Annotated in this window: 22 protein-coding genes; 21 read left to right on the forward strand and 1 reads right to left on the reverse strand. The window is 65.4% G+C overall.

From position 1 onward, the window contains the following. Window positions 1–41 precede the first annotated feature (41 nt). From P6U27_RS00125 to trmB, 14 genes are all read left to right on the forward strand, one after another. Window positions 42–536, forward strand: a complete 495-nt coding sequence (locus P6U27_RS00125; protein WP_129142339.1) for a universal stress protein — start codon at window positions 42–44, stop codon at window positions 534–536. Window positions 537–717: 181 nt separating this feature from the next. Beyond that, window positions 718–1287 carry a NifU family protein gene (locus P6U27_RS00130; RefSeq protein WP_122400126.1) on the forward strand — a complete coding sequence of 190 codons (570 nt, stop codon included), beginning with the start codon at window positions 718–720 and terminating at the stop codon, window positions 1285–1287. 157 nt (window positions 1288–1444) lie between these two features. Further along, a complete protein-coding gene (tsaB, locus tag P6U27_RS00135) occupies window positions 1445–2137 on the forward strand; it encodes a tRNA (adenosine(37)-N6)-threonylcarbamoyltransferase complex dimerization subunit type 1 TsaB (protein WP_407193548.1) in 693 nt (230 codons plus the stop codon). After that, window positions 2134–2619 (forward strand): ribosomal protein S18-alanine N-acetyltransferase, encoded by a 486-nt coding sequence (gene rimI, locus P6U27_RS00140; protein ID WP_129142342.1) that lies wholly within the window; start codon window positions 2134–2136, stop codon window positions 2617–2619. The genes tsaB and rimI overlap by 4 nt, the downstream gene beginning before the upstream one ends. Before the next feature lie 37 nt (window positions 2620–2656). Continuing rightward, entirely contained in the window at window positions 2657–3112 is a 456-nt protein-coding gene (locus P6U27_RS00145) for a Fur family transcriptional regulator (RefSeq protein ID WP_027572387.1), read from the forward strand. A 4-nt stretch (window positions 3113–3116) separates the two neighbouring features. Continuing rightward, a complete protein-coding gene (locus tag P6U27_RS00150) occupies window positions 3117–3797 on the forward strand; it encodes an HAD family hydrolase (RefSeq protein ID WP_407193549.1) in 681 nt (226 codons plus the stop codon). Between the two features lie 192 nt (window positions 3798–3989). Next, entirely contained in the window at window positions 3990–5384 is a 1395-nt protein-coding gene (gene miaB, locus P6U27_RS00155) for a tRNA (N6-isopentenyl adenosine(37)-C2)-methylthiotransferase MiaB (protein ID WP_129142344.1), read from the forward strand. A 64-nt stretch (window positions 5385–5448) separates the two neighbouring features. Continuing rightward, window positions 5449–6444: a PhoH family protein gene (locus tag P6U27_RS00160; RefSeq protein ID WP_122400131.1), complete on the forward strand. Its 996-nt coding sequence runs from the start codon at window positions 5449–5451 to the stop codon at window positions 6442–6444. Window positions 6445–6502: 58 nt separating this feature from the next. Further along, window positions 6503–7012, forward strand: coding sequence for an rRNA maturation RNase YbeY (gene ybeY, locus P6U27_RS00165; RefSeq protein ID WP_129142345.1), 510 nt, complete (start codon window positions 6503–6505; stop codon window positions 7010–7012). 1 nt (window position 7013) lies between these two features. Beyond that, window positions 7014–8132, forward strand: coding sequence for a hemolysin family protein (locus P6U27_RS00170; protein WP_162500040.1), 1119 nt, complete (start codon window positions 7014–7016; stop codon window positions 8130–8132). Further along, window positions 8129–9742, forward strand: coding sequence for an apolipoprotein N-acyltransferase (gene lnt / locus P6U27_RS00175; protein WP_407193550.1), 1614 nt, complete (start codon window positions 8129–8131; stop codon window positions 9740–9742). Before P6U27_RS00170 ends, lnt begins: the two co-directional genes overlap by 4 nt. Before the next feature lie 216 nt (window positions 9743–9958). Then, complete coding sequence (locus P6U27_RS00180; RefSeq protein ID WP_024338547.1) at window positions 9959–10372, forward strand: helix-turn-helix domain-containing protein; 414 nt, start codon at window positions 9959–9961, stop codon at window positions 10370–10372. An 86-nt stretch (window positions 10373–10458) separates the two neighbouring features. Further along, window positions 10459–11616 carry a M20 family metallopeptidase gene (locus tag P6U27_RS00185; RefSeq protein ID WP_407193551.1) on the forward strand — a complete coding sequence of 386 codons (1158 nt, stop codon included), beginning with the start codon at window positions 10459–10461 and terminating at the stop codon, window positions 11614–11616. Further along, window positions 11613–12323 (forward strand): tRNA (guanosine(46)-N7)-methyltransferase TrmB, encoded by a 711-nt coding sequence (gene trmB, locus P6U27_RS00190; RefSeq protein ID WP_122400136.1) that lies wholly within the window; start codon window positions 11613–11615, stop codon window positions 12321–12323. Before P6U27_RS00185 ends, trmB begins: the two co-directional genes overlap by 4 nt. A 131-nt stretch (window positions 12324–12454) precedes the next feature. Here the strand turns inward: trmB and P6U27_RS00195 are convergent, their stop codons facing one another. Beyond that, complete coding sequence (locus P6U27_RS00195) at window positions 12455–13537, reverse strand: DUF2336 domain-containing protein (RefSeq protein WP_129142348.1); 1083 nt, start codon at window positions 13535–13537, stop codon at window positions 12455–12457. Between the two features lie 358 nt (window positions 13538–13895). On the opposite strand from P6U27_RS00195, the gene rimP reads away from it, so the two are divergent. The 7 genes from rimP (at window position 13896) to rpsO (ending at window position 21757) form a co-directional block, all read left to right on the forward strand. Beyond that, window positions 13896–14651 carry a ribosome maturation factor RimP gene (rimP, locus tag P6U27_RS00200; RefSeq protein ID WP_129142349.1) on the forward strand — a complete coding sequence of 252 codons (756 nt, stop codon included), beginning with the start codon at window positions 13896–13898 and terminating at the stop codon, window positions 14649–14651. A gap of 2 nt (window positions 14652–14653) precedes the next feature. After that, complete coding sequence (gene nusA, locus P6U27_RS00205) at window positions 14654–16264, forward strand: transcription termination factor NusA (protein ID WP_129142350.1); 1611 nt, start codon at window positions 14654–14656, stop codon at window positions 16262–16264. Between the two features lie 87 nt (window positions 16265–16351). Then, window positions 16352–17035, forward strand: coding sequence for an RNA-binding protein (locus P6U27_RS00210; RefSeq protein ID WP_129142351.1), 684 nt, complete (start codon window positions 16352–16354; stop codon window positions 17033–17035). Window positions 17036–17104: 69 nt separating this feature from the next. Next, window positions 17105–19786: a translation initiation factor IF-2 gene (infB, locus tag P6U27_RS00215; protein WP_122400140.1), complete on the forward strand. Its 2682-nt coding sequence runs from the start codon at window positions 17105–17107 to the stop codon at window positions 19784–19786. 155 nt (window positions 19787–19941) lie between these two features. After that, window positions 19942–20373 (forward strand): 30S ribosome-binding factor RbfA, encoded by a 432-nt coding sequence (gene rbfA / locus P6U27_RS00220; RefSeq protein ID WP_122400141.1) that lies wholly within the window; start codon window positions 19942–19944, stop codon window positions 20371–20373. Next, on the forward strand, window positions 20370–21485 hold the full coding sequence (gene truB, locus P6U27_RS00225) for a tRNA pseudouridine(55) synthase TruB (RefSeq protein WP_164936720.1): 1116 nt from the start codon (window positions 20370–20372) through the stop codon (window positions 21483–21485). The genes rbfA and truB overlap by 4 nt, the downstream gene beginning before the upstream one ends. A gap of 2 nt (window positions 21486–21487) precedes the next feature. Beyond that, complete coding sequence (gene rpsO, locus P6U27_RS00230; protein WP_008540131.1) at window positions 21488–21757, forward strand: 30S ribosomal protein S15; 270 nt, start codon at window positions 21488–21490, stop codon at window positions 21755–21757. Window positions 21758–22117 lie beyond the last annotated feature (360 nt).

Genomic DNA, 22117 nt, shown 5'->3' on the forward strand with positions numbered 1-22117 from the left:
GGAGTGTGGCAGCATGCGGCGATGCGCACGCCGGGACATGCATGACCAGCAAGCGACTTTGCTACGAGCCGGGTCACAAGCCCAAATGCCTCGTCGTCGTCGACGACAGCGCCGAATGGGATCGCGCGGTCTATTACGCCAGCCGCTGGGCGATCCGCGCCGGCGGCGGGGTGGTGATGCTGCGCATCATCGAGCCCGAACCGCAGAGCCAGGAATGGCTGGGGGTCGCCGATATCATGCGCGCCGAGGCGCAGGAGGCAGCGGAGGCCGCGCTCGACCGTGCCGCCGGGAGAGCCAACGGCATCGCCGCGATCACGCCGGAACGGGTGATTCGGGAAGGCGCCGCGATGGAACAACTGCTCGCGGTGATCGATGAGGATCCTGACATCGCCGTGCTGGTGCTGGCCGCCAATCCCGGCGCCGAGGGTCCCGGACCTCTGGTCACGCTGCTCGCGCATGAGCTGGGCACGTTTCCCGTGCCGGTGACGATCATCTCGGGCGCGCTAAGCGACCAAAGCGTGGATTCGCTGTCGTAGCCGGTGTGCGCCTTTCGCCTCTCCCCGCAAGCGGGTGCCAGCGGCGAGAAGGGAAGGAGAACCTAACCTACTGATCTAATAAGGAAATGCACTCCAACCCCCTTGATCGTGCGTTCGCCGTCGCCATCTGCTAGGGATGGAGCACGCGCCGGCCTTGAACCGGCGACGTCTGGAGAAAACCATGTTCATTCAAACCGAAGCCACCCCCAATCCCGCCACGCTGAAATTCATTCCCGGCCGCGTCGTGGTCGAGGGCACCCCGGTGGAGTTTTCGAGCCGCGAAGCCGCCGGCCGTTCGCCGCTCGCCGAAAAGCTGTTCGACGTACCCGGCGTCACCGGCGTGTTCTACGGATCGGACTTCATCACCGTGACCAAGGCGAGCGGTGAATGGCAGCAGCTCAAGCCCGCGATCCTGGGTGCCATCATGGAGCACTACATGTCCGGTGCGCCGCTGCTTGCCGACGGCACGGCCACGAGCGACGTCGATCTCGACGACGAGGACGAGTTCTTCGACGAGGCCGACGCCGAGACGGTCGACATGATCAAGGACCTGATCGAGACCCGGGTGCGGCCGGCGGTCGCCAATGACGGCGGCGACATCACCTTCCGCGGCTTCAAGGACGGCATCGTCTATCTCAACATGAAGGGCGCCTGCTCCGGCTGCCCATCATCGACCGCGACGCTCCAGCACGGCATCCAGAACCTGCTCAAGCACTTCGTGCCCGACGTGGTCGAAGTCCGGCCGATGTGAATTGCGCGGTCTGCGCACCGATTTTTCTCCGTCATGCCCGGGCTTGTCCCGGGCATCCACGTTTTTGAGGCTGCAAAGTCGTGGATGGCCGGGTCAAGCCCGGCCATGACGGCAAGAAGCTTGGGCATCATCCGATCGGCAATGCTATGATCAGGCCATGCTGATCCTTGCCATCGATACTGCGCTGGAAGCGTGCGCGGCCGCCGTGCTCGACACCGAGGCCGGCCAGCTGCTCGCGCAGGAATCGCTGCTCATGAAGCGCGGCCATGCCGAGGCGCTGATGCCGGTGATCGCGCGCGTAATGCAATCCGCCGATCTCGCTTTCACCTCGATCGACCGCATCGCGGTCACCGTCGGCCCCGGCAGCTTCACCGGCTTGCGCGTCGGCATTTCCGCGGCGCGCGGCCTTGCGCTCGCAGCCGGCAAGCCGGCCGTGGGGTTGACGACATTGTCGGCCTATGCGGCCGCCGTCGTCTGCCAGCGCAAGTCGGCACCCGTGATCTCTGCAATCGATGCACGGCACGATCACGTCTATTTCCAGATCGTCGCCGGCGACGGCAGCCAGCTGGTACGGCCGGGCGTCGCGCCCATCGACGAGGCGATCGCGGCCTCGCAATTCGGTGCGCCGCATCTGGTCGGCAATGCCGCCAAGATCCTCGCCGGTCGCTGGCCGAAGGATGGACCGCAACCTGTTGCGGTCGACGCGCAGCCCGCGCCCGACATCGGCTGGGTCGCATGGCTCGGAGCCGCAGCCGATCCCGAGACGAACCCGGCGCGGCCGTTCTATCTGAAGGCGCCCGACGCAAAGCCGGCCGCAACTCCGCCGCTCGCCCAAGCCGCGAGCTCGTGATGAGATGGCTGTCGGAATGGTGGCGCGGCGGCACGGCCGCCGTCGAGCCGGCTTCCATGCACGATGCCGCACGGCTGGCGCAGCTGCACGGCGCCTCCTTCGCGCGCGGCTGGGGCGAAGGCGAGTTCGAGAGCATGATCAGCGAGCGCAACACGCTGGTGCATCGCTTGCGTCTCGGCCGCAAGACGATCGGCTTTGCGGTGTCGCGGACCGGCGCGGACGAAGCGGAAATCCTCTCGATTGCGGTGGACGGGGCCTATCGCGGCCGCGGTCTCTCCCGCACGCTGCTGATGACCCATCTCGGCCACCTCGCCGGGCGCGGCGTCCGCACAATATTTCTCGAAGTCGAGGAAAATAACCAGCCGGCGCGGCGGCTCTACGCCGGATGCGGATTCGTGGTGGTCGGACGCCGCGATCGCTACTATAAGCAGCCTGACGGGGAACAATTGAACGCCCTTCTGATGCGACGTGACTTGTCGTAACATTGGTGACAGAAAGCCCCGCCAGGCAGACAACGCTATGACCACACTGAAATCCTCCTCTGCATCCAAGGCGTCCGATATCGAGTCGCGCTGTGCCGCCACGGGTATGCGCATGACCGAGCAACGCCGCGTCATCGCCCGCGTGCTCGCGGAAGCGATCGATCATCCCGATGTCGAGGAACTGTACCGGCGCTGCGTTGCGGTCGACGACAAGATCTCGATCTCGACCGTCTATCGCACCGTGAAACTGTTCGAGGATGCCGGCATCATCGAGCGTCACGATTTCCGCGAGGGCCGCGCGCGCTACGAGCAGATGCGCGACAGCCATCACGACCATCTCATCAATCTGCGCGACGGCAAGGTGATCGAGTTCACCTCCGACGAGATCGAGAAGCTTCAGGCGGAGATCGCCCGCAAGCTCGGCTACAAGCTCGTCGATCACCGGCTCGAGCTCTATTGCGTCCCGCTCGACGACGACAAGCCGACGAATTGAATTCGTGCCCATCGACCTCATCATCTTCGACTGCGACGGCGTGCTCGTGGACAGCGAGGTGATCTCCTGTCGCGCGCATGCGGATGTGCTGACGCGCCACGGCTACCCGATCACATCGGATCAGGTGTTCGAGCGCTTTCTCGGCCGCTCGACGCGCCAGGCCAATCTCGAGATCGAGACCGAACTCGGCCGCAAGCTGCCCGAGGCCTATCACGGCGATCTTCAGGACGAGCTGTTCCGCTCGTTCGAGGCCGACCTCGAAGCGATCCGCGGCATCCATGATGTGCTCGATGTCGTCACCCAGCGCGTCTGCGTCGCCTCGAGCGGCTCGCATGAGCGCATGCGCGTGAGCCTGGGAAGCACCGGTCTCTACGAACGCCTGGCGCCGAATATCTTCTCGGCCTCGCAGGTGAAGAACGGCAAGCCGGCGCCGGACCTGTTCCTGTTCGCGGCGAGCGAAATGGGCGTGCCGCCCGAGCGCTGCGTCGTGATCGAGGACAGTCTGGCCGGCATCGCCGGCGCCCGGGCGGCCGGCATGACCGTATTCGGCTTCTACGGGGGCAGCCATTGCCGCGACGGCTACGCCGAGACGTTGCGCGAGGCCGGCGCCGACCTGCTCTTTGCCGACATGCACCAGCTGCCGGAGCTGGTCCGGCGGGTCGACACGGACGTCCTGGCGGGCTGATTGTTGTCGTCTTGCCGTCATTCCGGGGCACGCGCGACGCGCGTGAACCCGGAATCCGGAGGTTTTGGCGCGGGATTCCGGGTTCGCGACTGTGCTGCGCCCCGGAATGACGACCTAAAGGCCCGCATTCGCTGGATTTCCGCCTCTCCAGCCTATATCTGAGGGCCGTCCTCCACCTCAATTTCGGGTTCCATGTCGCCGCCGCGCAAGCTGCACATCAAATCATATGGATGCCAGATGAACGTCTACGATGCCCAGCGCATGGTGGATACGCTGGCGCCGGAAGGATTCGTGGAGACGGCGAGCGCAGAGGATGCCGACCTCGTCATCCTCAACACCTGCCATATCCGCGAGAAGGCCTCGGAAAAAGTCTATTCCGAGCTCGGCCGGCTGCGCCTCGCCAAGGACGAGGCCGCGCGTGGGGGCCGGACGATGCAGATCGCGGTCGCGGGCTGCGTGGCGCAGGCCGAGGGCGAGGAGATCGTGCGCCGGGCGCCTGTCGTCGACGTCGTGGTGGGACCGCAGAGCTACCATCATCTGCCGGAGCTCTTGAAGCGCGCCGGCGACGAGGGCCGTGCGATCGAGACCGAGTTTCCCGCGGCCGACAAGTTCGGCTTCCTGGCCCAGCCGAAGCCCGATGCGATCCGCGCGCGCGGCATTTCCGCCTTCGTCACGGTGCAGGAAGGCTGCGACAAGTTCTGCACCTTCTGCGTCGTGCCCTACACGCGCGGCGCGGAAGTCTCCCGCCCCGTAGCGAAGATCGTCGAGGACGTGAAGCGGCTCGCCGACAACGGCGTGCGCGAGCTCACCTTGATCGGGCAGAACGTCAACGCCTATCACGGCGAAGGGCCGGACGGGAAAATCTGGCCGCTCGGCCGGTTGCTCGAACATCTGGCGGCGATTCCCGGCATCGCGCGGCTGCGCTATTCGACCAGCCATCCCCGCGACGTCGACGACAGCCTGATTGCGGCCCATCGCGATCTCGGTGCCCTGATGCCGTTCGTGCACCTGCCGGTGCAATCGGGCTCGGACCGGATTCTGGCAGCCATGAACCGCAAACATACCGCCGATGATTACCGCCGCGTCATCGACCGTTTCCGCAGTGCACGCCAAGACATTGCTTTTTCATCGGATTTCATCGTCGGCTTCCCTGGCGAGAGCGAGCAAGATTTTCGCGCCACTCTCGCGCTTGTCACGCAAATCGGCTACGCTGCGGCCTATTCGTTCAAATACTCCGCCCGGCCGGGAACGCCGGCCGCGGACATGCAGGAGACGGTGTCCCCCGCCGAGATGGACCAGCGATTGGAGCGGCTCCAGGAACTGATCGACAGCCAGCAATCGGCCTTCAACAAGGCCGCGATTGGCTCAACGGTCGACGTGCTGTTCGAGCGTCCGGCGCGCAAGGAAGGCCAGATCGTGGGCCGCACCGCCTACCTGCAGCCCGCCCATGTGATGGCATCAATCGACATCATCGGACAAATCCTGCCGGTGCGGATCGACAGCCTCGAGCGCTACAGCTTTCTCGGTGAGCTCATGACGCCGCATGGCGCGCGCGAGCCCGCTTTATCGCAAGCCACTGGAGCCTGAACCCTTGCCAAAAAGCGCATCGGATTCGTCTTCGTTCGCTCCCAGCCGCAAATTTGACCGCGACATGCAAGTTCCGCCCGAAACCCAGGTCGTCATCGATTTCGACGACAACCGCGCCGCTTCCGCGCTGGTCGGCCCGTACGGCCAGCATCTGGCGCAGATCGAGCGGCGGCTGGGCGTGATCGTCGATTCCAAGGGCAACCACATCACCATCGGCGGCACCCGCGACGGCTGCGACGCCGCGCGCCGCGTGCTGGAGATGCTCTACACGCAAGCGGTGAAGGGGCAAGATCTCGACCAGGGCGAGGTCGAAGGCGCAATCCGCGCCGTGATCGCGCAGGGCTCACTGTTCGAGTTCGACGCCAAATCGGCCAAATCGACGTTCGACAGCATCAATCTGCGCAAACGGCCGGTGCGTGCGCGCACGGCTGCACAGGACTCCTATATCCGCGCGCTGAAGCGGCACGAGCTGGTGTTCGGCATTGGTCCCGCCGGCACCGGCAAGACCTGGCTCGCCGTCGCCCATGCCGCGCAGTTGTTCGAGCGCAAGGAGGTCGATCGCATCATCCTGTCGCGTCCGGCGGTGGAAGCCGGCGAGCGGCTCGGCTTCCTGCCCGGCGATCTCCGCGAGAAGGTCGATCCTTATCTGCGGCCGATCTATGATGCGCTCTACGATCTCATGGATGCACGCATCGTCGAGCGCGCGCTGCAGACCGGCGAGATCGAGATCGCGCCGCTCGCTTTCATGCGCGGCCGCACGCTGACCAATGCCGCCATCATCCTGGACGAGGCCCAGAACACCACGTCGATGCAGATGAAGATGTTCCTGACGCGTCTCGGCGAGAACAGCCGCATGATCGTGACAGGCGATCCCTCGCAGATCGACCTGCCCAACGGCCAGACCTCGGGCCTGGCCGAGGCGACCCGCCTCTTGAACGGCGTCGAGGGAATTGCCCAGGTTCATTTCAAGGCCGAGGACGTGATCCGCCACGAACTGGTGGCGCGGATCGTCGCCGCCTACGAAGGGCCGCCGCAGCGGCCGGCCAGCGGTCAATCCTGACGAGGCAACACCGGACCCAAAGGGCGCGAACACGGCGCCTTTCGTCCCAGACAGCACAATGTCCCATCCCAATCTTCCCATGACCGAGGTCCTCGTCGTCGCCGATTGCTGGCAGCGCGAGCCTGATTCCGAAGCGGTGATCCAGCGCGCCGTGGCGGCCGCCGCCGAGAGCGTCGAAGACGACGTTGCCGACGCCGAAGTGGCTGTGATGCTGACCGATGACGCCGGCATCCGTGCCCTCAACAGCAACTGGCGCGGTATCGACAAGCCCACCAACGTGCTCTCGTTCCCCGCGCTCCAGCCGGAAGGCGAATGGAAACCGGGCGATGCGCCGCGCATGCTCGGCGACATCGCCATCGCCTATGAGACCACGCGGCGCGAGGCGGACGAGGAAGAAAAGCCGTTCGACCATCATTTGAGCCATCTCGCCGTGCATGGATTCCTGCACCTGATCGGTTACGACCATGAGAACGACGGCGACGCCGAGGAGATGGAAGCGCTCGAACGTGAGATCCTAGCTCATCTCGGCATACCCGATCCCTATGCAGACCGCCCGGGGACGCATTGAGATGCCGGATTCCGATCCGATCCAAGACAATCCGCGCAACACCGCCAATTTGCCGGCCGTGGTGACGCAAGGCGAGGTGATGCGCCCGACGGCGGACAACTGGCTGCTGCGCGCCATCCGGACGCTGTTCGGCTGGAAGGCGGGATCGGTCCGCGATGACCTGCAGGTCGTGCTGGACGCGACGACACCCGACGACACCGGCTTCTCGGCCGTCGAGCGCACCATGCTGCGCAACATCCTCGGCCTGCACGAGCGCCGTATCGCCGACGTCATGGTGCATCGCGCCGACATCGTCGCAGTGAAGCGCGACATCCCGCTCGGGGAATTGATGGACCGCTTCGAGAGCGCCGGCCATTCCCGCCTCGTGGTCTTCAACGAGACGCTCGACGATCCCGTCGGCATCGTCCACATCCGCGACCTGCTCGCTTTCATGACCGCACGCGCCCGCGTGCCGGAAGCCACCAAGACCAAGCGCAAGAAGCCGCTGCCGGCCGGGCTCGACTTGCGCACCGTCGATCTCGCGCTGCCGCTTCATGACGCGCACATCATCCGCAAGCTGCTCTACGTGCCGCCCTCGATGCGGGCGATCGACCTGCTCGCGCAGATGCAGGCCTCGCGCATCCATCTGGCGCTGGTGGTCGACGAATATGGCGGCAGCGACGGGCTGGTCTCGATCGAGGACATCGTCGAGCAGATCGTCGGCGAGATCGACGACGAGCACGACAGCGACGAGCCGCCTTCGATCGTGCGCCTGCCCGACAACGCCTTCATCGCCGATGCCCGCGCCAGCCTCGACGACGTCCGCTCGGTGATCGGCGAAGACTTCGTCACCGGCGAGGCCGGCGAGGAGGTGGAGACGCTGGGCGGCTATCTCGTGAGCTTCGTCGGACGCCTGCCGGTGCGCGGCGAGGTGATCTCGGGTCCCGGCACCTACGAGGTCGAGGTGCTCGATGCCGATCCGCGCCGTGTCAAGCGGCTGCGCATCTCGACGCGGAAGGAGCGTCCGGCGCCGCGCACCCAGCGCGAGAGCCGGCGCCGTGAAGCCACGCCCGAGAGCGGACAACCGCCGGCCAGCGACACGCCCACGCCGCCCCCGAGCGACGGGGCCGGCCCGCAGTGAGTCCATCGCAGCGACTTCGGCAGATTGCGCTCGCCATCATCCTCACCTGGGGATGGCAGCGCGCCGTCATCGCCATGGCGGCCGGGGCACTGTCGGTGCTGGCGCTGGCGCCGTTCAATCTCTTCCCGGTGCTGTTCGTCACCTTCCCGGTGCTGGTATGGCTGATCGACGGCGCCGGCGGCGGACGCTATGGCGGCGTCCCCACCGCCGCGTTGACCGGCTACTGGTTCGGGCTCGGCTATTTCGTGCCCGGCCTCTACTGGATCGGCTACGCCTTCTTCGTCGACGCCGACATGTTCGCCTGGCTGACGCCGTTCGCCGTGCTGGGCCTGCCGGCCTATCTGTCGATCTTCACGGCGATCGGCTTTGCGCTGGCGCGCCTGCTGTGGACCAAGAACGCCACGCGCGTGCTTGCGCTCGCGGCGAGCCTCACCATCAGCGAATGGCTGCGCGGTCATGCGCTGACCGGCTTTCCCTGGAACGCGTTCGGCTATGCGCTCTCCGAGCCACTGCCGCTGGCGCAGACGGCCTCGCTGATCGGCCTGTGGGGCATGACGTTCCTGACGGTTGCGATCTTCGCAAGCCCAGCGACGCTGATCGACCGCACGGCCGATCGCCGCCTGCAATGGCGGGTGCCGGCGGCCGCCGTCGCGCTTCTGGTGGCCATGGGCATCTTCGGCGCAATCCGCCTGTCGCTGCATCCGACCACGATGGTGTCCGGCGCCAAGCTGCGCCTGATGCAGCCGAACCTGCAGCAGGACGCGAAATTCAACTACGCCGCCAAGGCGGAGGTGATGAAGACGTATCTCGCACTGTCGGACCGCGCCTCCGGCCCGCAATCAACCGGCGTGCGCGATGCCACCATCCTGATCTGGCCGGAATCCGCCTTTCCGTTCTTCCTGACCCGCGAAGCCGACGCGATGGCGCAAATCGCGGACCTGCTGCCGAAGGGCACCGTGCTGATCACGGGATCGGTCCGCGCGCCCGACCTGCCGCGGGGCACGCCGATCACGCGCGCCTATAACTCGATCTACGTGATCGATCACGACGGCAGCGTGCTCGCAGTGTACGACAAGCTGCATCTGGTCCCGTTCGGAGAATTTCTCCCCTACCAGGCGCTGATGGAGAAGCTCGGTTTAGAGCAACTGACGCGTGTGCGCGGCGGCTTCATTCCCGGCACCGTGCGGCATGCACTGACGGTGCCCAGCGCGCCGCCTGCGCTGCCGCTGATCTGCTACGAAGCCATCTTTCCCGGCGAAGTGGCTGGACGCAATGAACGTCCGGGCTGGATCGTGAACCTCACCAACGACGGCTGGTTCGGCATCTCGACCGGCCCCTATCAGCATCTGGAGCAGTCGCGGATGCGCGCGATCGAGCTCGGATTGCCACTGGTCCGCTCCGCCAATACCGGAGTGTCCGCAGTGATCGATCCGGTCGGGCGCACGGTCGCGAGCCTCGGTCTCGGCATCGAAGGCATTTTGGACGCAAACCTGCCCGCCGCAATTCCACCGACCGTCTATGCACGGGTGGGTGATGCGCCCGCAGCCTTGCTCGTCGCGGTGGCCGTGCTCCTGGCGGTCCGCCGACGCGTCGGCAAGCGTCAGCCCTGATCGCGCCGCCGCCGCGGCCAGAATCCTTTGACAACCGTAGTCCCACGGTTGACAGACTGCACGCGGGCTCCCCATTCTGCACCGGCTGCGAAAGACAGCGGCGCATTGCTAAATTTCTCCGCAATGTTTCCCAATAACAGGGTTCGATTTTGACGAGTTTGCACCCGAGGCAGGCGTGATGATTGCGCCGAAGGTGACGTTTGGAGGGCTGAGGAAATGTCGAAAGCGCCCAACCCTGTTGACAAATATGTCGGCAGTCGCGTGCGCATGCGCCGCATCATGTTGGGCATGAGCCAGGAGAAGCTCGGTGAAGCTTTGGGCCTGACTTTCCAGCAGATCCAGAAATACGAGAAGGGCACCAACCGGGTCGGCGCGAGCCGCATCCAGCAGATCGCCGAGATTCTGCAGGTGCCGGTGTCATTCCTGTTCGAGGGCGGCCCGAGCGGCGTGCCGGGTCCGGAAGGCTTCAGCGAAGGCGCCTCGCCCTCCTACGTCTCGGACTTTCTCGCGACCTCCGAAGGGCTCGCCTTGACCAAGGCCTTCACGCGAATCACCGATTCAAAGATGCGCCGTTCGATCGTCGATCTCGTCGAGCAGATTGCGGCCCGCGAAGGTCCCGACAAGCGCTAAAGCGCCATCTGCATGGCGATTTGAGACTGCATCAAATCTGGCCTATGTCGTCATTTACGACCGCGCTTTGATGCGCGTCCGCTTCGATGATGCGATTCAAAGGCACAGATGCGTCCATGACTGACTCCAATTGGTTCGACTCACAAACTATTCTCGATGGCATCCGCCGCTGGGTGGAGATCGAGACGCCGACCGAAGCACCTGAACAGGTCAACAAGCTGGTCTCCCTGGTCGCGGAGCAATATCGCGACCTGCCCGTCACGCTCGAGCGCATCGCCGGCGTGGACGGCTGTGGCGATCATCTCGTGGCGCGCACGAATTGGGGGCAGCATCGGCCAGGCATCCTGGTGCTGAGCCACCTCGATACCGTTCATCCCATCGGATTCATCGAGCGCCTGCCGTTCAAGGTCGAAGGCGACGTCGCGTTCGGCCCTGGGATCTACGACATGAAGGGCGGCGCCTACATCGCCCATCACGCCTTTCGCGCACTCTGCGCCACCGGCGACGGTTCGCCGCTCGGCATCACCCACATGTTCACCTCCGACGAGGAGATCGGCAGCCCCACCTCGCGCGCGCTGATCGAGCGGGAGGGACGCAAGGCCAAATATGTACTGGTGACCGAGCCGGCGCGTGACGGCGGCAAGATCGTCACCGGACGCAAGGGCGTCGGACGCTTCCAGGTGTTCATCACAGGCGTGCCCGCACATGCCGGTACGCGTCCCGAGGACGGCCGCAGTGCCGTTCGCGAGCTCGCCAACGTGATCCTGGAGCTGGAAGGGATGAACGATCTGACGCGCGGCGTCAGCGTCAATGTCGGCGTGGTGCGCGGCGGCACGCGCCCCAACGTCACGCCGGAAGCGGCCTATGCCGAAGTCGATCTGCGCGTCGTGAGCCTCGAGGATGCGGACGAGTTCGTCGGCAAGATTCTCTCTCTGAGATCGAAGACCGACGGCGTTACCGTTGAGGTCACCGGCGAGCTCAATCGACCGCCTTACGAGAAGAGCAATGCAGGCGCCTCGCTGTACGAGCATGCGAAGGCGCTCGCCAGCGAGATCGGCTTCGAGCTGATCGATACCCACACCGGCGGCGGCTCGGACGGCAATTTCACCGCCGCGCACACCGCAACGCTCGACGGGCTCGGCGTCGACGGCAAAGGCGCGCATACCCATTATGAGCAGCTCTACGTCTCGTCGCTCGCGCCGCGCGCGCGGCTGCTCCATCGCCTGTATCAGACGCTGCGATGAGCGAACGCAAATCAGATCCCGATCGCGAGGACAGCGAGCGCGCCTTCTTCGGGCGCCGCAAGGGCCACAAGCTCAGGCAACACCAGGCCGGATTGATCGAGCAGCTGCTGCCGCATCTTGCGCTCGACATCGACCGTGAGGCGCCGGCGGACGCCCGCGAACTCTTCGACCCGGCAGCCGAAGATGTCAGGCTCGAGATCGGATTCGGCGGCGGTGAGCATCTCGCGGCCGAAGCGAAGAGCTTCCCCACGACCGGCTTCATCGGCTGCGAGCCCTATGTCAACGGCATGGCAAAGATCCTGGCGCAGATCGAGGCCGCCAACATCGGCAACATCCGCCTGTTCGCGGGCGATGCCGCCGAACTGCTGGCCTGGCTGCCGAAGGCTTCGCTGTCGCGGATCGACCTGATCCATCCCGATCCCTGGCCGAAGCGGCGGCACTGGAAGCGGCGTTTCGTGCAGGACCGGACCATCGCCGCGATGGCGCGCGTGCTCAGAAGCGGCGGCGAATTCCGTTTCGTCTGCGACATCGACGATTACTGCGCCTGGACGCTGTCGCATCTTGCGCGCTCGCCGGACTTCGTCTGGCTTGCCGAGCGCGCCGACGATTTCCGGCGGCCGTGGCCGGGCTACACCATGACGCGCTACGGCCGGAAGGCCGCGCGCGAAGGACGCAAGGCGGCTTACTTGCGGTTCAAGCGGGTGTAGATTTCGCGCGGCCCATCCGCAGTGGTCATGCCCGGGCTTGTCCCGGGCATCCACGCACTTTCTTTCGGTGGCACGAAGAACGTGGATGGCCGGGACAAGCCCGGCCATGACGGCGAAGACCTGAACCTCGATCAAATCGTCTGCCGGTTGCGCCAGAAATTCACGACCCGTTCGGCGGTCGTCGGCATAAGGCGCGTGAAGTTCAGGCGTGCGGCCTCGATGTCGGCATCGGCGGGCGTACGGTTCGATCCGTACCAGAGCAGGATCAGCGCGCGCACCGTGGGCCAGCCCAGGTTCAGCACGCGGCCAAGGATCAGAAGCGGATCGTAGCGGTCGCCCCCGATCAGGCGGTCGAGGACCTGGAGGCGAACGCCGGACATCGCCGACAGCGCGGCGATCGATTCCTCGGATTTGTTCGCCTTGGCGAAGCCGAGCAATGCGCTCTCGCCGAGATGGCCCTCGCGATGCAGGGTCAGCACGGTGCGCTGTGCCGCGGAGAAATCGCGCCGCGGCCCCGGCGGCCGAGCAGCTTCCTCCATCGCCGACATGGCGCGCTTGATCTCGGCCTGGCGCGCGGGATTGACCACGGTGGAGAGGCGGCGGCGGATGACGTCGAGCGTGCCGTCGAGCAGCCGCTTCAGGTTCTCGCCTGAGAGATCATTGCGCTGGCCGATCTTGAGCGTCAGCACGCCGTCCTGCGCCGCGCGCTTGATCAGCTCGGAATAGCTGCTTGGCGAGAACACCGCACCGGCATTGGCTGCGGCGCGCCGCACCACGTCGCGATCGCCGCGCTCGACGAGCACGTCGGTGACGACGGCAGACAGAGCGGGGCGCTCTGTCATCGCCAGGAGATGGCCCTGCCCTTTCAAGCGCGCGATCTCGACCAGAGCGACGTCGTCGAGCACGGGCGAGCGGCGCAGCACGGGACCGGCCACCATGATCTCGTTTTCGCGCGCGAGCTGATTGACGAGGTGCGGCGGCGCGTTGTTCAGGCGCGAGAAGCGCTCGGCCAGATCGATGCGCGAGGCGAGTTCGGCATGCGGGACGAGATCGATAAGGAGATTGTCGAAGAGATCGATCAACTCGGGGCGGAGCTTCTCCGCGCCCTGGAAGAACAGCTGGGCGATGGCACGCGCGATCTCGCCGCGTCGCCGCGGATCGCCGCGTTTGACGATATCGTCCAGTCCAGGAATGAGCGACGTGGCAACGGCCATGAATACGCAACTCGAACGGGGCACGCCGCGGGTGCGCCCTTGGTTCAAGCCGCCCCACAATCCGGCAATCTAGGCCTGCTTGATGAAGGAAGCGTTGCGCGGGATCCGCGGATCGGCGCAAAAAGGCCCGTTCCGGCTGCAATGGGCCTTGTCCGGGAGCTGGGAAAGCGCTATATCAGCGCCAATTCATCTTCTCATACGATCCGCGTAGTGAGAGTGGGCCCGCAAGGACCCGCTCTTTTTTATTACCTGAACGCGGCTTGGCGGAAGATGCGGCCCGACGCGTCGTCGGGAAAGTTCCGAAACGGGCTTTGACGTCGTAACCAAGCCTTAACCATCGAGCGCCCTGACCCTGGACATGACCGAACCGACCCCTGGTTCCACGGATGCCGAATTGTTGGCCGAGCCGCGGCTCGTGGTCGAGCCCGGCGTCGCGGCACGGGTGTCGGCGGTGGCGACGCCCGTGCTCCAGGGCATGGGCTACCGCCTGGTTCGAATCCGCATTTCCGGAGAGGCAGGCTGCACCGTGCAGATCATGGCCGAGCGGCCGGACGGCTCGATGCAGATCGAGGATTGCGAGGCGATCTCGCGGGCCTTGTCGCCCGTGCTCGACGTCGCCGATCCCATCGATCGCGCCTATCGCCTCGAGATCTCCTCGCCGGGCATCGACCGTCCTCTGGTGCGCCGCTCCGATTTCGAGCGCTATTCCGGACATCTGGTGAAGATCGAGATGGCGGTCGCGCATGAGGGGCGCAAGCGTTTCCGCGGCACGCTCGGCGCGGTCGAAGGCAACCGCGTGCATCTGCATCGCGACGACGTCAAGGCGGGCGACGATGCCGACGTTCTCCTGACCATGGAGGATATCGGCGAGGCACGCCTCGTGCTGACCGACGAGCTGATCGCCGAATCCATGCGTCGCGGCAAGGCCGAGGCGCGCGAGATGCGCCGCAATCTCGGTCTCGAGCCGCCGCAGGCGCCACACGCCAAGATCAGCGAGAAGACCACCAAGAACACCAAGCCGAAGAAGAAGCCGGCCCCCACCAACACGAAGAAACATCGCCTTGCCGCCGAACGCGCGCGGCGCGGCGAGACCGAGCCTGACCAAGGAGACTAGCCATGGCAGTCAGCGCCAACCGACTTGAATTGCTTCAGATCGCGGATGCCGTCGCTCGCGAGAAATCGATCGACCGCGGCATCGTCATCGCGGCGATGGAGGACGCCATCGCCAAGGCCGCCAGGGCACGCTACGGCAGCGAGACTGACGTTCATGCCGAGATCGACCCGAAGAAGGGCGAGCTGCGGCTGTCGCGCCACATGCTGGTGGTCGACAAGGTCGAGAACCATGCCAACCAGATCTCGCTGGTCGACGCGCAGCGCGCCAATCCCGGCGCCCAGGTCGGCGACACCATCGCCGACACCCTGCCGCCGCTGGAATATGGCCGCATCGCCGCGCAATCGGCCAAGCAGGTGATCGTGCAGAAGGTGCGTGAGGCCGAGCGTGACCGGCAGTACCAGGAATTCAAGGACCGCATCGGAGACATCGTCAACGGCGTCGTCAAGCGCGTCGAATATGGCAGCGTGATCGTCGATCTCGGCCGTGGCGAAGCCATCATCCGCCGCGACGAGATGCTGCCGCGCGAAGTGTTCCGCAACGGCGACCGCGTCCGCGCCTACATCTTCGACGTCCGCCGCGAGACGCGAGGTCCGCAGATCTTCCTCTCCCGCACCCATCCGCAGTTCATGGCGAAGCTGTTCGCGCAGGAAGTGCCGGAGATCTATGACGGCATCGTCGAGATCAAGGCGGTGGCCCGCGATCCCGGCTCGCGCGCGAAGATCGGCGTGATCTCCCGCGATTCCTCGGTCGATCCGGTCGGCGCATGCGTCGGCATGCGCGGCTCGCGCGTGCAGGCCGTGGTGAACGAGCTGCAGGGCGAGAAGATCGACATCATTCCCTGGTCGCCCGACATCGCGACCTTCGTCGTCAACGCGCTGGCGCCGGCGGAAGTGTCCAAGGTCGTCATCGACGAAGACCGCGAGCGCATCGAGGTCGTCGTGCCCGACACCAACAACCAGCTCTCACTGGCGATCGGCCGTCGCGGCCAGAACGTGCGTCTGGCCTCGCAGCTCACCGGCTGGGACATCGACATCCTGACCGAGCAGGAGGAATCGGAGCGCCGCCAGGCCGACTTCGAGAACTCCACCCGCGTCTTCATGGAATCGCTCAATGTCGACGAGGTGGTCGGCCAGTTGCTGGCGTCCGAAGGCTTCACCTCGGTCGAGGAACTCGCGATGGTGGACGTCAAGGAACTCGCCGGCATCGAAGGCTTCGACGAGGAGACCGCGCAGGAGCTGCAGAATCGCGCTCGCGAATATCTGGAGCAGCAGGAAGCCGAGCTCGAGGCCAGGCGCAAGGAGCTTGGCGTCGAGGACGCCCTCAAGGACGTGCCCGGCGTGACCTCGAAGATGCTGGTGAAGTTCGGCGAGAACGACATCAAGACCGTCGACGACCTCGCCGGCTGCGCTACCGACGATCTGGTCGGCTGGACCGAGCGCAAGGAAGGCGGCGAGCCGACCAAGCACGCCGGCGCGCTCGACGGCATCGACATCTCCCGTGACGATGCCGAAGCGATGATCATGCAGGCCCGTGTCAAGGCCGGCTGGATCACCGAGGGCGATCTCGCCAAGCTGGCCGAAGAGACCGAGGCGACCGAAGACCAGCCGGCCTAAGCCGGCCTAAGGCGTGTTCAGCAAAAGTGGAGACCGGCTTTGCGTAAAGATCACGCGATCTAGAAGGCCAAGGAGGATGTCGCCCGGATGCTCGCCAGCACTGACAGCGAACTCGACCATGGGCCGCGGACCGAAAGGTCCGCGACCATGCGCATGTGCGCGGTCAGTCGCGAGGTCCGGCCGATCGACGAGCTGATCCGCTTCGTCGTCTCGCCGGACGGGCACGTAGTTCCCGATCTCAAGCGCAAGCTGCCCGGACGCGGCATGTGGGTCACCGCCTCACGCAAGGTGGTTGCGGAAGCCGTGCGGCGTCACCAATTCAGCAAGGCCTTCAAGCGCGATCTGCGCGTCCCTCAGACGCTTCCCACTGACATCGAGGCGCTCCTGGTTCGGAGCGTGACGGAAGCCCTTGGGATCGCCGCCAAGGCGGGCCAGGTCGTGGCCGGCTTCGGCAAGGTCGAGAGCGCCCTTCGGGAAGGAACGGTCGAGGTCCTGATCCATGCCAGCGACGGGGCCGCGGACGGAATCCGCAAATTGGACATGCTGGCGCGTCAAAATGCCGGAAATCGCGGCGCCAAGCCGCAGATTCCCGTCGTCACCGCACTGAAATCATTAGAATTGGATTTGGCACTGACCCGGTCAAATGTGATACATGCTGCCCTGCTCGCGGGCCCGGCGAGCAAGTCATTCCTGTCACGTAGCCAGATGCTGGTCCGATACCGGATGGCGGACGATGACAAGACTGCCGACAAGCCCGGCCAGGATTTCTGAGAGACAAGACGACCCGATAGGACGGTGCGGCAACGCACAACACTGACAAATCAGGATTAGGACTGCTGAATGGTTGATACCAAGACCCCTGGCGACAAGAAGCTGAGCGTTCCGAGCAAGACGCTATCGCTCAAGCCGCGCGTCGAAACGGGCACCGTGCGCCAGAGCTTCAGCCATGGCCGCAGCAAGCAGGTCGTGGTCGAGAAGCGCGGCAAGCGCCGCATTGGCGACGGCCCCGAGCCGCACGCGCCCGAGGTGACTGCAAAGCCCGCGCCGGCCGCACCCGCCGCTCCGTCGCGTCCGGCTCCGCCCGCCCCGCCCCGCAACGCCGGTTCCGGCGTGGTGCTGCGCACCCTGACCGAGGACGAGCGTTCCGCCCGCGCCAGCGCACTGGCCGATGCCAAGCTGCGCGAGATCGAGGAACGCCGCCAGGCCGAGGAAGAGGCCCAGCGTCGCGCCGCCCGCGAGGCCGCCGAACGCGCCGAGCGCGAAGCCGCCGAAGCCCGTCGCAAGGCCGAGGAAGAGCGGCATCGCCATGAGGACGAAGCCAAGCGGAAGGCCGAGACCGAGGCCAAGAAGCGCTTTGGGGAAGGCGAGCAGCCGGCCGCCGCGCGTCCCACAACCGCGGCACCGGCCGCGCCTGCGCCGCGGCCCGGCACCACGACGGCACGCCCGGGAACAACGCCGGCGCGGCCTGCAACGACGACCGCGCAGCGTCCGGGTGGCCCCGGTCGCGGCCCCGCTGTTGCGGCCGAGCCGGACGAAGACGAGGCTCCGCGCCAGGTTCGTCGCGGCCCCGGCGGCGCGATGCGTCCCGCGGCAGCCCCGAAGACCACACACAAGCCCGGCCCTCAGAAGGAACGCGGCCGCCTCACCGTCGTCACGGCGCTCAATGCCGATGACGTGCGCGAGCGCTCGATCGCCTCGTTCCGCCGCCGCACCCAGCGCCTGAAGGGCCACGCCTCGAACGAGCCGAAGGAGAAGCTGGTCCGCGAGGTGACGATCCCGGAAGCGATCACCATCCAGGAACTCGCCAACCGCATGTCCGAGCGCGCGGTCGACGTCATCCGCCTGCTGATGAAGCAGGGCGCGATGCACAAGATCACCGACGTGATCGACGCCGACACCGCCCAGCTGATCGCCGAAGAACTGGGCCACACCGTCAAGCGCGTCGCCGCATCGGACGTCGAGGAAGGCCTGTTCGACACCGTCGACGATTCCACCGATACCGAGACGCGTTCGCCTGTGGTGACCGTGATGGGCCACGTCGACCACGGCAAGACCTCGCTGCTCGACGCGCTCCGCCATGCCAACGTGGTCTCCGGCGAGGCCGGCGGCATCACCCAGCACATCGGCGCCTATCAGGTGGTGTCGCCCGAAAGCGGCAAGAAGATCACCTTCATCGACACGCCCGGCCACGCCGCGTTCACCGCGATGCGCGCTCGCGGCGCCAAGGTCACCGACATCGTCGTGCTGGTGGTCGCGGCCGATGACGGCGTCATGCCGCAGACGGTCGAAGCCATCAACCACGCCAAGGCGGCAAAGGTGCCGATCATCGTTGCCATCAACAAGATCGACAAGCCCGACGCCAAGCCCGAGCGCGTGCGCACCGAACTGCTCCAGCACGAGGTGCAGGTGGAGTCCTTCGGCGGCGAGGTCGTCGACGTCGAGGTGTCCGCCAAGAACAAGACCAATCTCGACAAGCTGCTCGAGATGATCGCGCTGCAGGCCGAAATCCTCGACCTGAAGACCAACTCGCAGCGTCCGGCCGAAGGCACCGTGATCGAGGCCAAGCTCGATCGCGGCCGCGGTCCGGTCGCCACCGTGCTGGTGCAGCGCGGCACGCTCCGTGTCGGCGACATCATCGTCGCTGGTGCCGAAATGGGCCGCGTCCGCGCGCTGATCTCCGATCAGGGCGAGACGGTGCAGGAGGCCGGTCCCTCGGTGCCGGTCGAAGTGCTCGGCTTCAACGGTCCGCCGGAGGCCGGCGATCGGCTCGCGGTGGTCGAGAACGAAGCCCGCGCCCGTCAGGTCACCAGCTACCGCGCGCACCAGAAGCGCGAGAACGCGGCAGCCTCGATCTCCGGCATGCGCGGCTCGCTCGAGCAGATGATGTCGCAATTGAAGACGGCGGGCCGCAAGGAATTCCCGCTGATCGTTAAGGCCGACGTGCAGGGCTCGCTGGAAGCGATCCTCGGCTCGCTGGAGAAGCTCGGCACCGACGAAGTCGCCGCCCGCATCCTGCATGCCGGCGTCGGCGGCATCTCGGAATCCGACGTGACGCTGGCTGAAGGCTTCAACGCCGCGATCATCGGCTTCTCGGTTCGTGCCAACAAGGAAGCCGCTGCGGCCGCCAAGCGCAACGGCATCGAGATCCGCTACTACAACATCATCTACGACCTCGTGGACGACGTGAAGAAGGCGATGAGCGGTCTGCTCGCGCCGACCTTGCGCGAAACCATGCTGGGCAATGCCGAGATCCTGGAGATCTTCAACATCTCCAAGGTCGGCAAGGTCGCCGGCTGCCGCGTCACCGACGGCACCGTGGAACGCGGCGCCAATGTGCGCCTGATCCGCGACAACGTCGTCGTGCATGAAGGCAAGCTGTCGACGCTGAAACGCTTCAAGGACGAAGTGAAGGAAGTCCAGTCCGGTCAGGAATGCGGCATGGCCTTCGAGAACTACCACGACATGCGCGCAGGCGATGTCATCGAGTGCTATCGCGTGGAGACGATCCAGCGCTCCCTGTAAGTCCAAATCTTACCGAAGCGTTCGGATTTTTTTGAACTGAGATTGCGGGAGTGCGATGGCCGGATTTTTCCGGCCATCCACCCCACTTCGTTTCAACGGGACAAATGACAATGCCCGTGTCCCAGGCACGGGCATGACGAGGTGATTTTCGACAAATGCCACGGCATCATCAGAAGAAGAGTTCCGCGCCCGGCGGCTCGCAGCGTCAGTTGCGCGTCGGCGAGCAGGTTCGCCACGCGATGGCCGATATTCTGGCGCAAGGCAATGTGCATGATGCGGATCTCGAAGGTCACATCATCACCGTGCCGGAGGTACGGATGTCGCCCGACCTGAAGCTCGCGACGGTCTACGTGATGCCGCTCGGTGGCCGCGACACCGAGGTCGTGATCGCTGCGCTCGAGCGCAACAAGAAATTCCTGCGCGGCGAAGTCGCGCGGCGCGTTAACCTGAAATTTGCACCTGACATTCGCTTCCGCGTCGATGAGCGATTCGACGAGGCGGAACGGATCGAGAAGCTTTTGCGAACACCTGCGGTGCAGAAGGACCTGGAACAGGATCCGGCTTCGGATCGGGAAGAAGAGCAATGACGATGAACCCGGCTCACGGCACGATCGGCGGCAATGATGCCGATCAGCGCGACGTGCAGAAAAATAATCTTGCGGATCTGGAGAGCGATGCCCGGCCGCATCAGGAGCCGCGCCGCGTCAACAACGATCCGCGTGCCAAGCAGAAGGGCAACCAGGTTCGCCGCGACCGGCGCGACGTCCATGGCTGGGTCGTGCTCGACAAGCCGATCGGCATGACCTCGACACAGGCGGTCGCCGTGCTCAAGCGCCTGTTCAACGCCAAGCGGGCCGGGCACGCCGGCACTCTCGATCCGCTCGCCTCCGGCGGGCTGCCGATCGCGCTCGGTGAGGCCACCAAGACCGTTCCCTTCGTCATGGACGGCCGCAAGCGCTATCAGTTCACGGTATGCTGGGGCGAGGAGCGCGACACCGACGATATCGAGGGCCGGGTGACCGCGACCTCCGACCAGCGCCCGACGCGGGAGGCGATCCTGGCCCTCCTGCCCCGCTTCACCGGGGTGATCGAGCAGATCCCACCGCGCTATTCCGCGATCAAGGTCCAGGGCGAGCGCGCCTATGACCTCGCCCGCGACGGCGAAGTCGTGGAACTGGCGCCCCGCCCGGTCGAGATTCACCATTTAACCCTTGTAGATCAACCGGATAACGACCGGGCCGTGTTCGAGGCCGAATGCGGCAAGGGCACCTATGTCCGGGCGCTGGCCCGCGACATGGGCCGGCTTCTCGGCACCTATGGCCATATCTGCGCGCTCAGGCGGACCCTGGTCGGTCCATTTGGCGAGAACGACATGATTCCGCTGGATCAGTTGGAGGCTTTGTGCCATAGAGCCGCGTCCGGCGAGGGCAGCCTCGCCGACGCGCTTTTGCCCGTTGAGACCGCGCTGGACGACATCCCGGCACTGGCCGTCACTCGGGCTGATGCGGCAAGGCTCCATCGGGGCCAGGCCGTTTTGTTGCGCGGACGGGATGCGCCCACTTGTAGCGGCACAGTCTATGTCACGGTGGCAGGCCGTCTTTTGGCGCTTGCCGAAGTCGGCAATGGCGAAATCATCCCCAAGCGTGTGTTCAACCTGACCGGCCTGACTGCCAGCCCCGGTCGCAACGAGAGAAATTGACGATGTCGATTGCCGCAGAACGCAAAGCGGAAGTCATCAAGACGAATGCCACCAAGGCCGGCGACACCGGCTCGCCCGAGGTTCAGGTCGCGATCCTGTCGGAACGCATCAACAACCTCACCAACCATTTCAAGACCCACGTGAAGGACAACCATTCGCGTCGCGGCCTCTTGAAGCTGGTCTCGACCCGCCGCTCGCTCCTCGATTACCTGAAGAAGAAGGACGAGGCACGGTACAAGGCGCTGCTCGAGAAGCACAACATTCGTCGTTAACGGTTCCTGCGCGCGCCACCGGCGCGCGTTTTTGCGCGTGGTTTCGAACGAAAGCGCTTCCTTAAAGGTTTTTGATCGAGGCTGCGTGCGCGTCGGATGCGAGTCGTTGAGGATTCGCATCCGGGCATGAAGAGCGAAGACCGCGATTCGGTGTTCGCGTTCGTGCCGACTGACAGTCCAGCAGCAATCCGGCGGCTGGGCACAACGGGCAAGGCGCCCGTATGACCGAAAGGATGGACGCCATCCGACATCCAAAGACCATGGCAGGATCGCAGGACGCTGATAATCCGCTCCGATCAGCGCCCCGCAATCTTGCGCATGGTTTTTGTTTTTCGAGAGCCGTCCCTTCTTTCGAGAACC

It is taken from the genome of Bradyrhizobium sp. STM 3566 (assembly GCF_045571445.1).
Lineage (GTDB): Bacteria > Pseudomonadota > Alphaproteobacteria > Rhizobiales > Xanthobacteraceae > Bradyrhizobium > Bradyrhizobium vignae.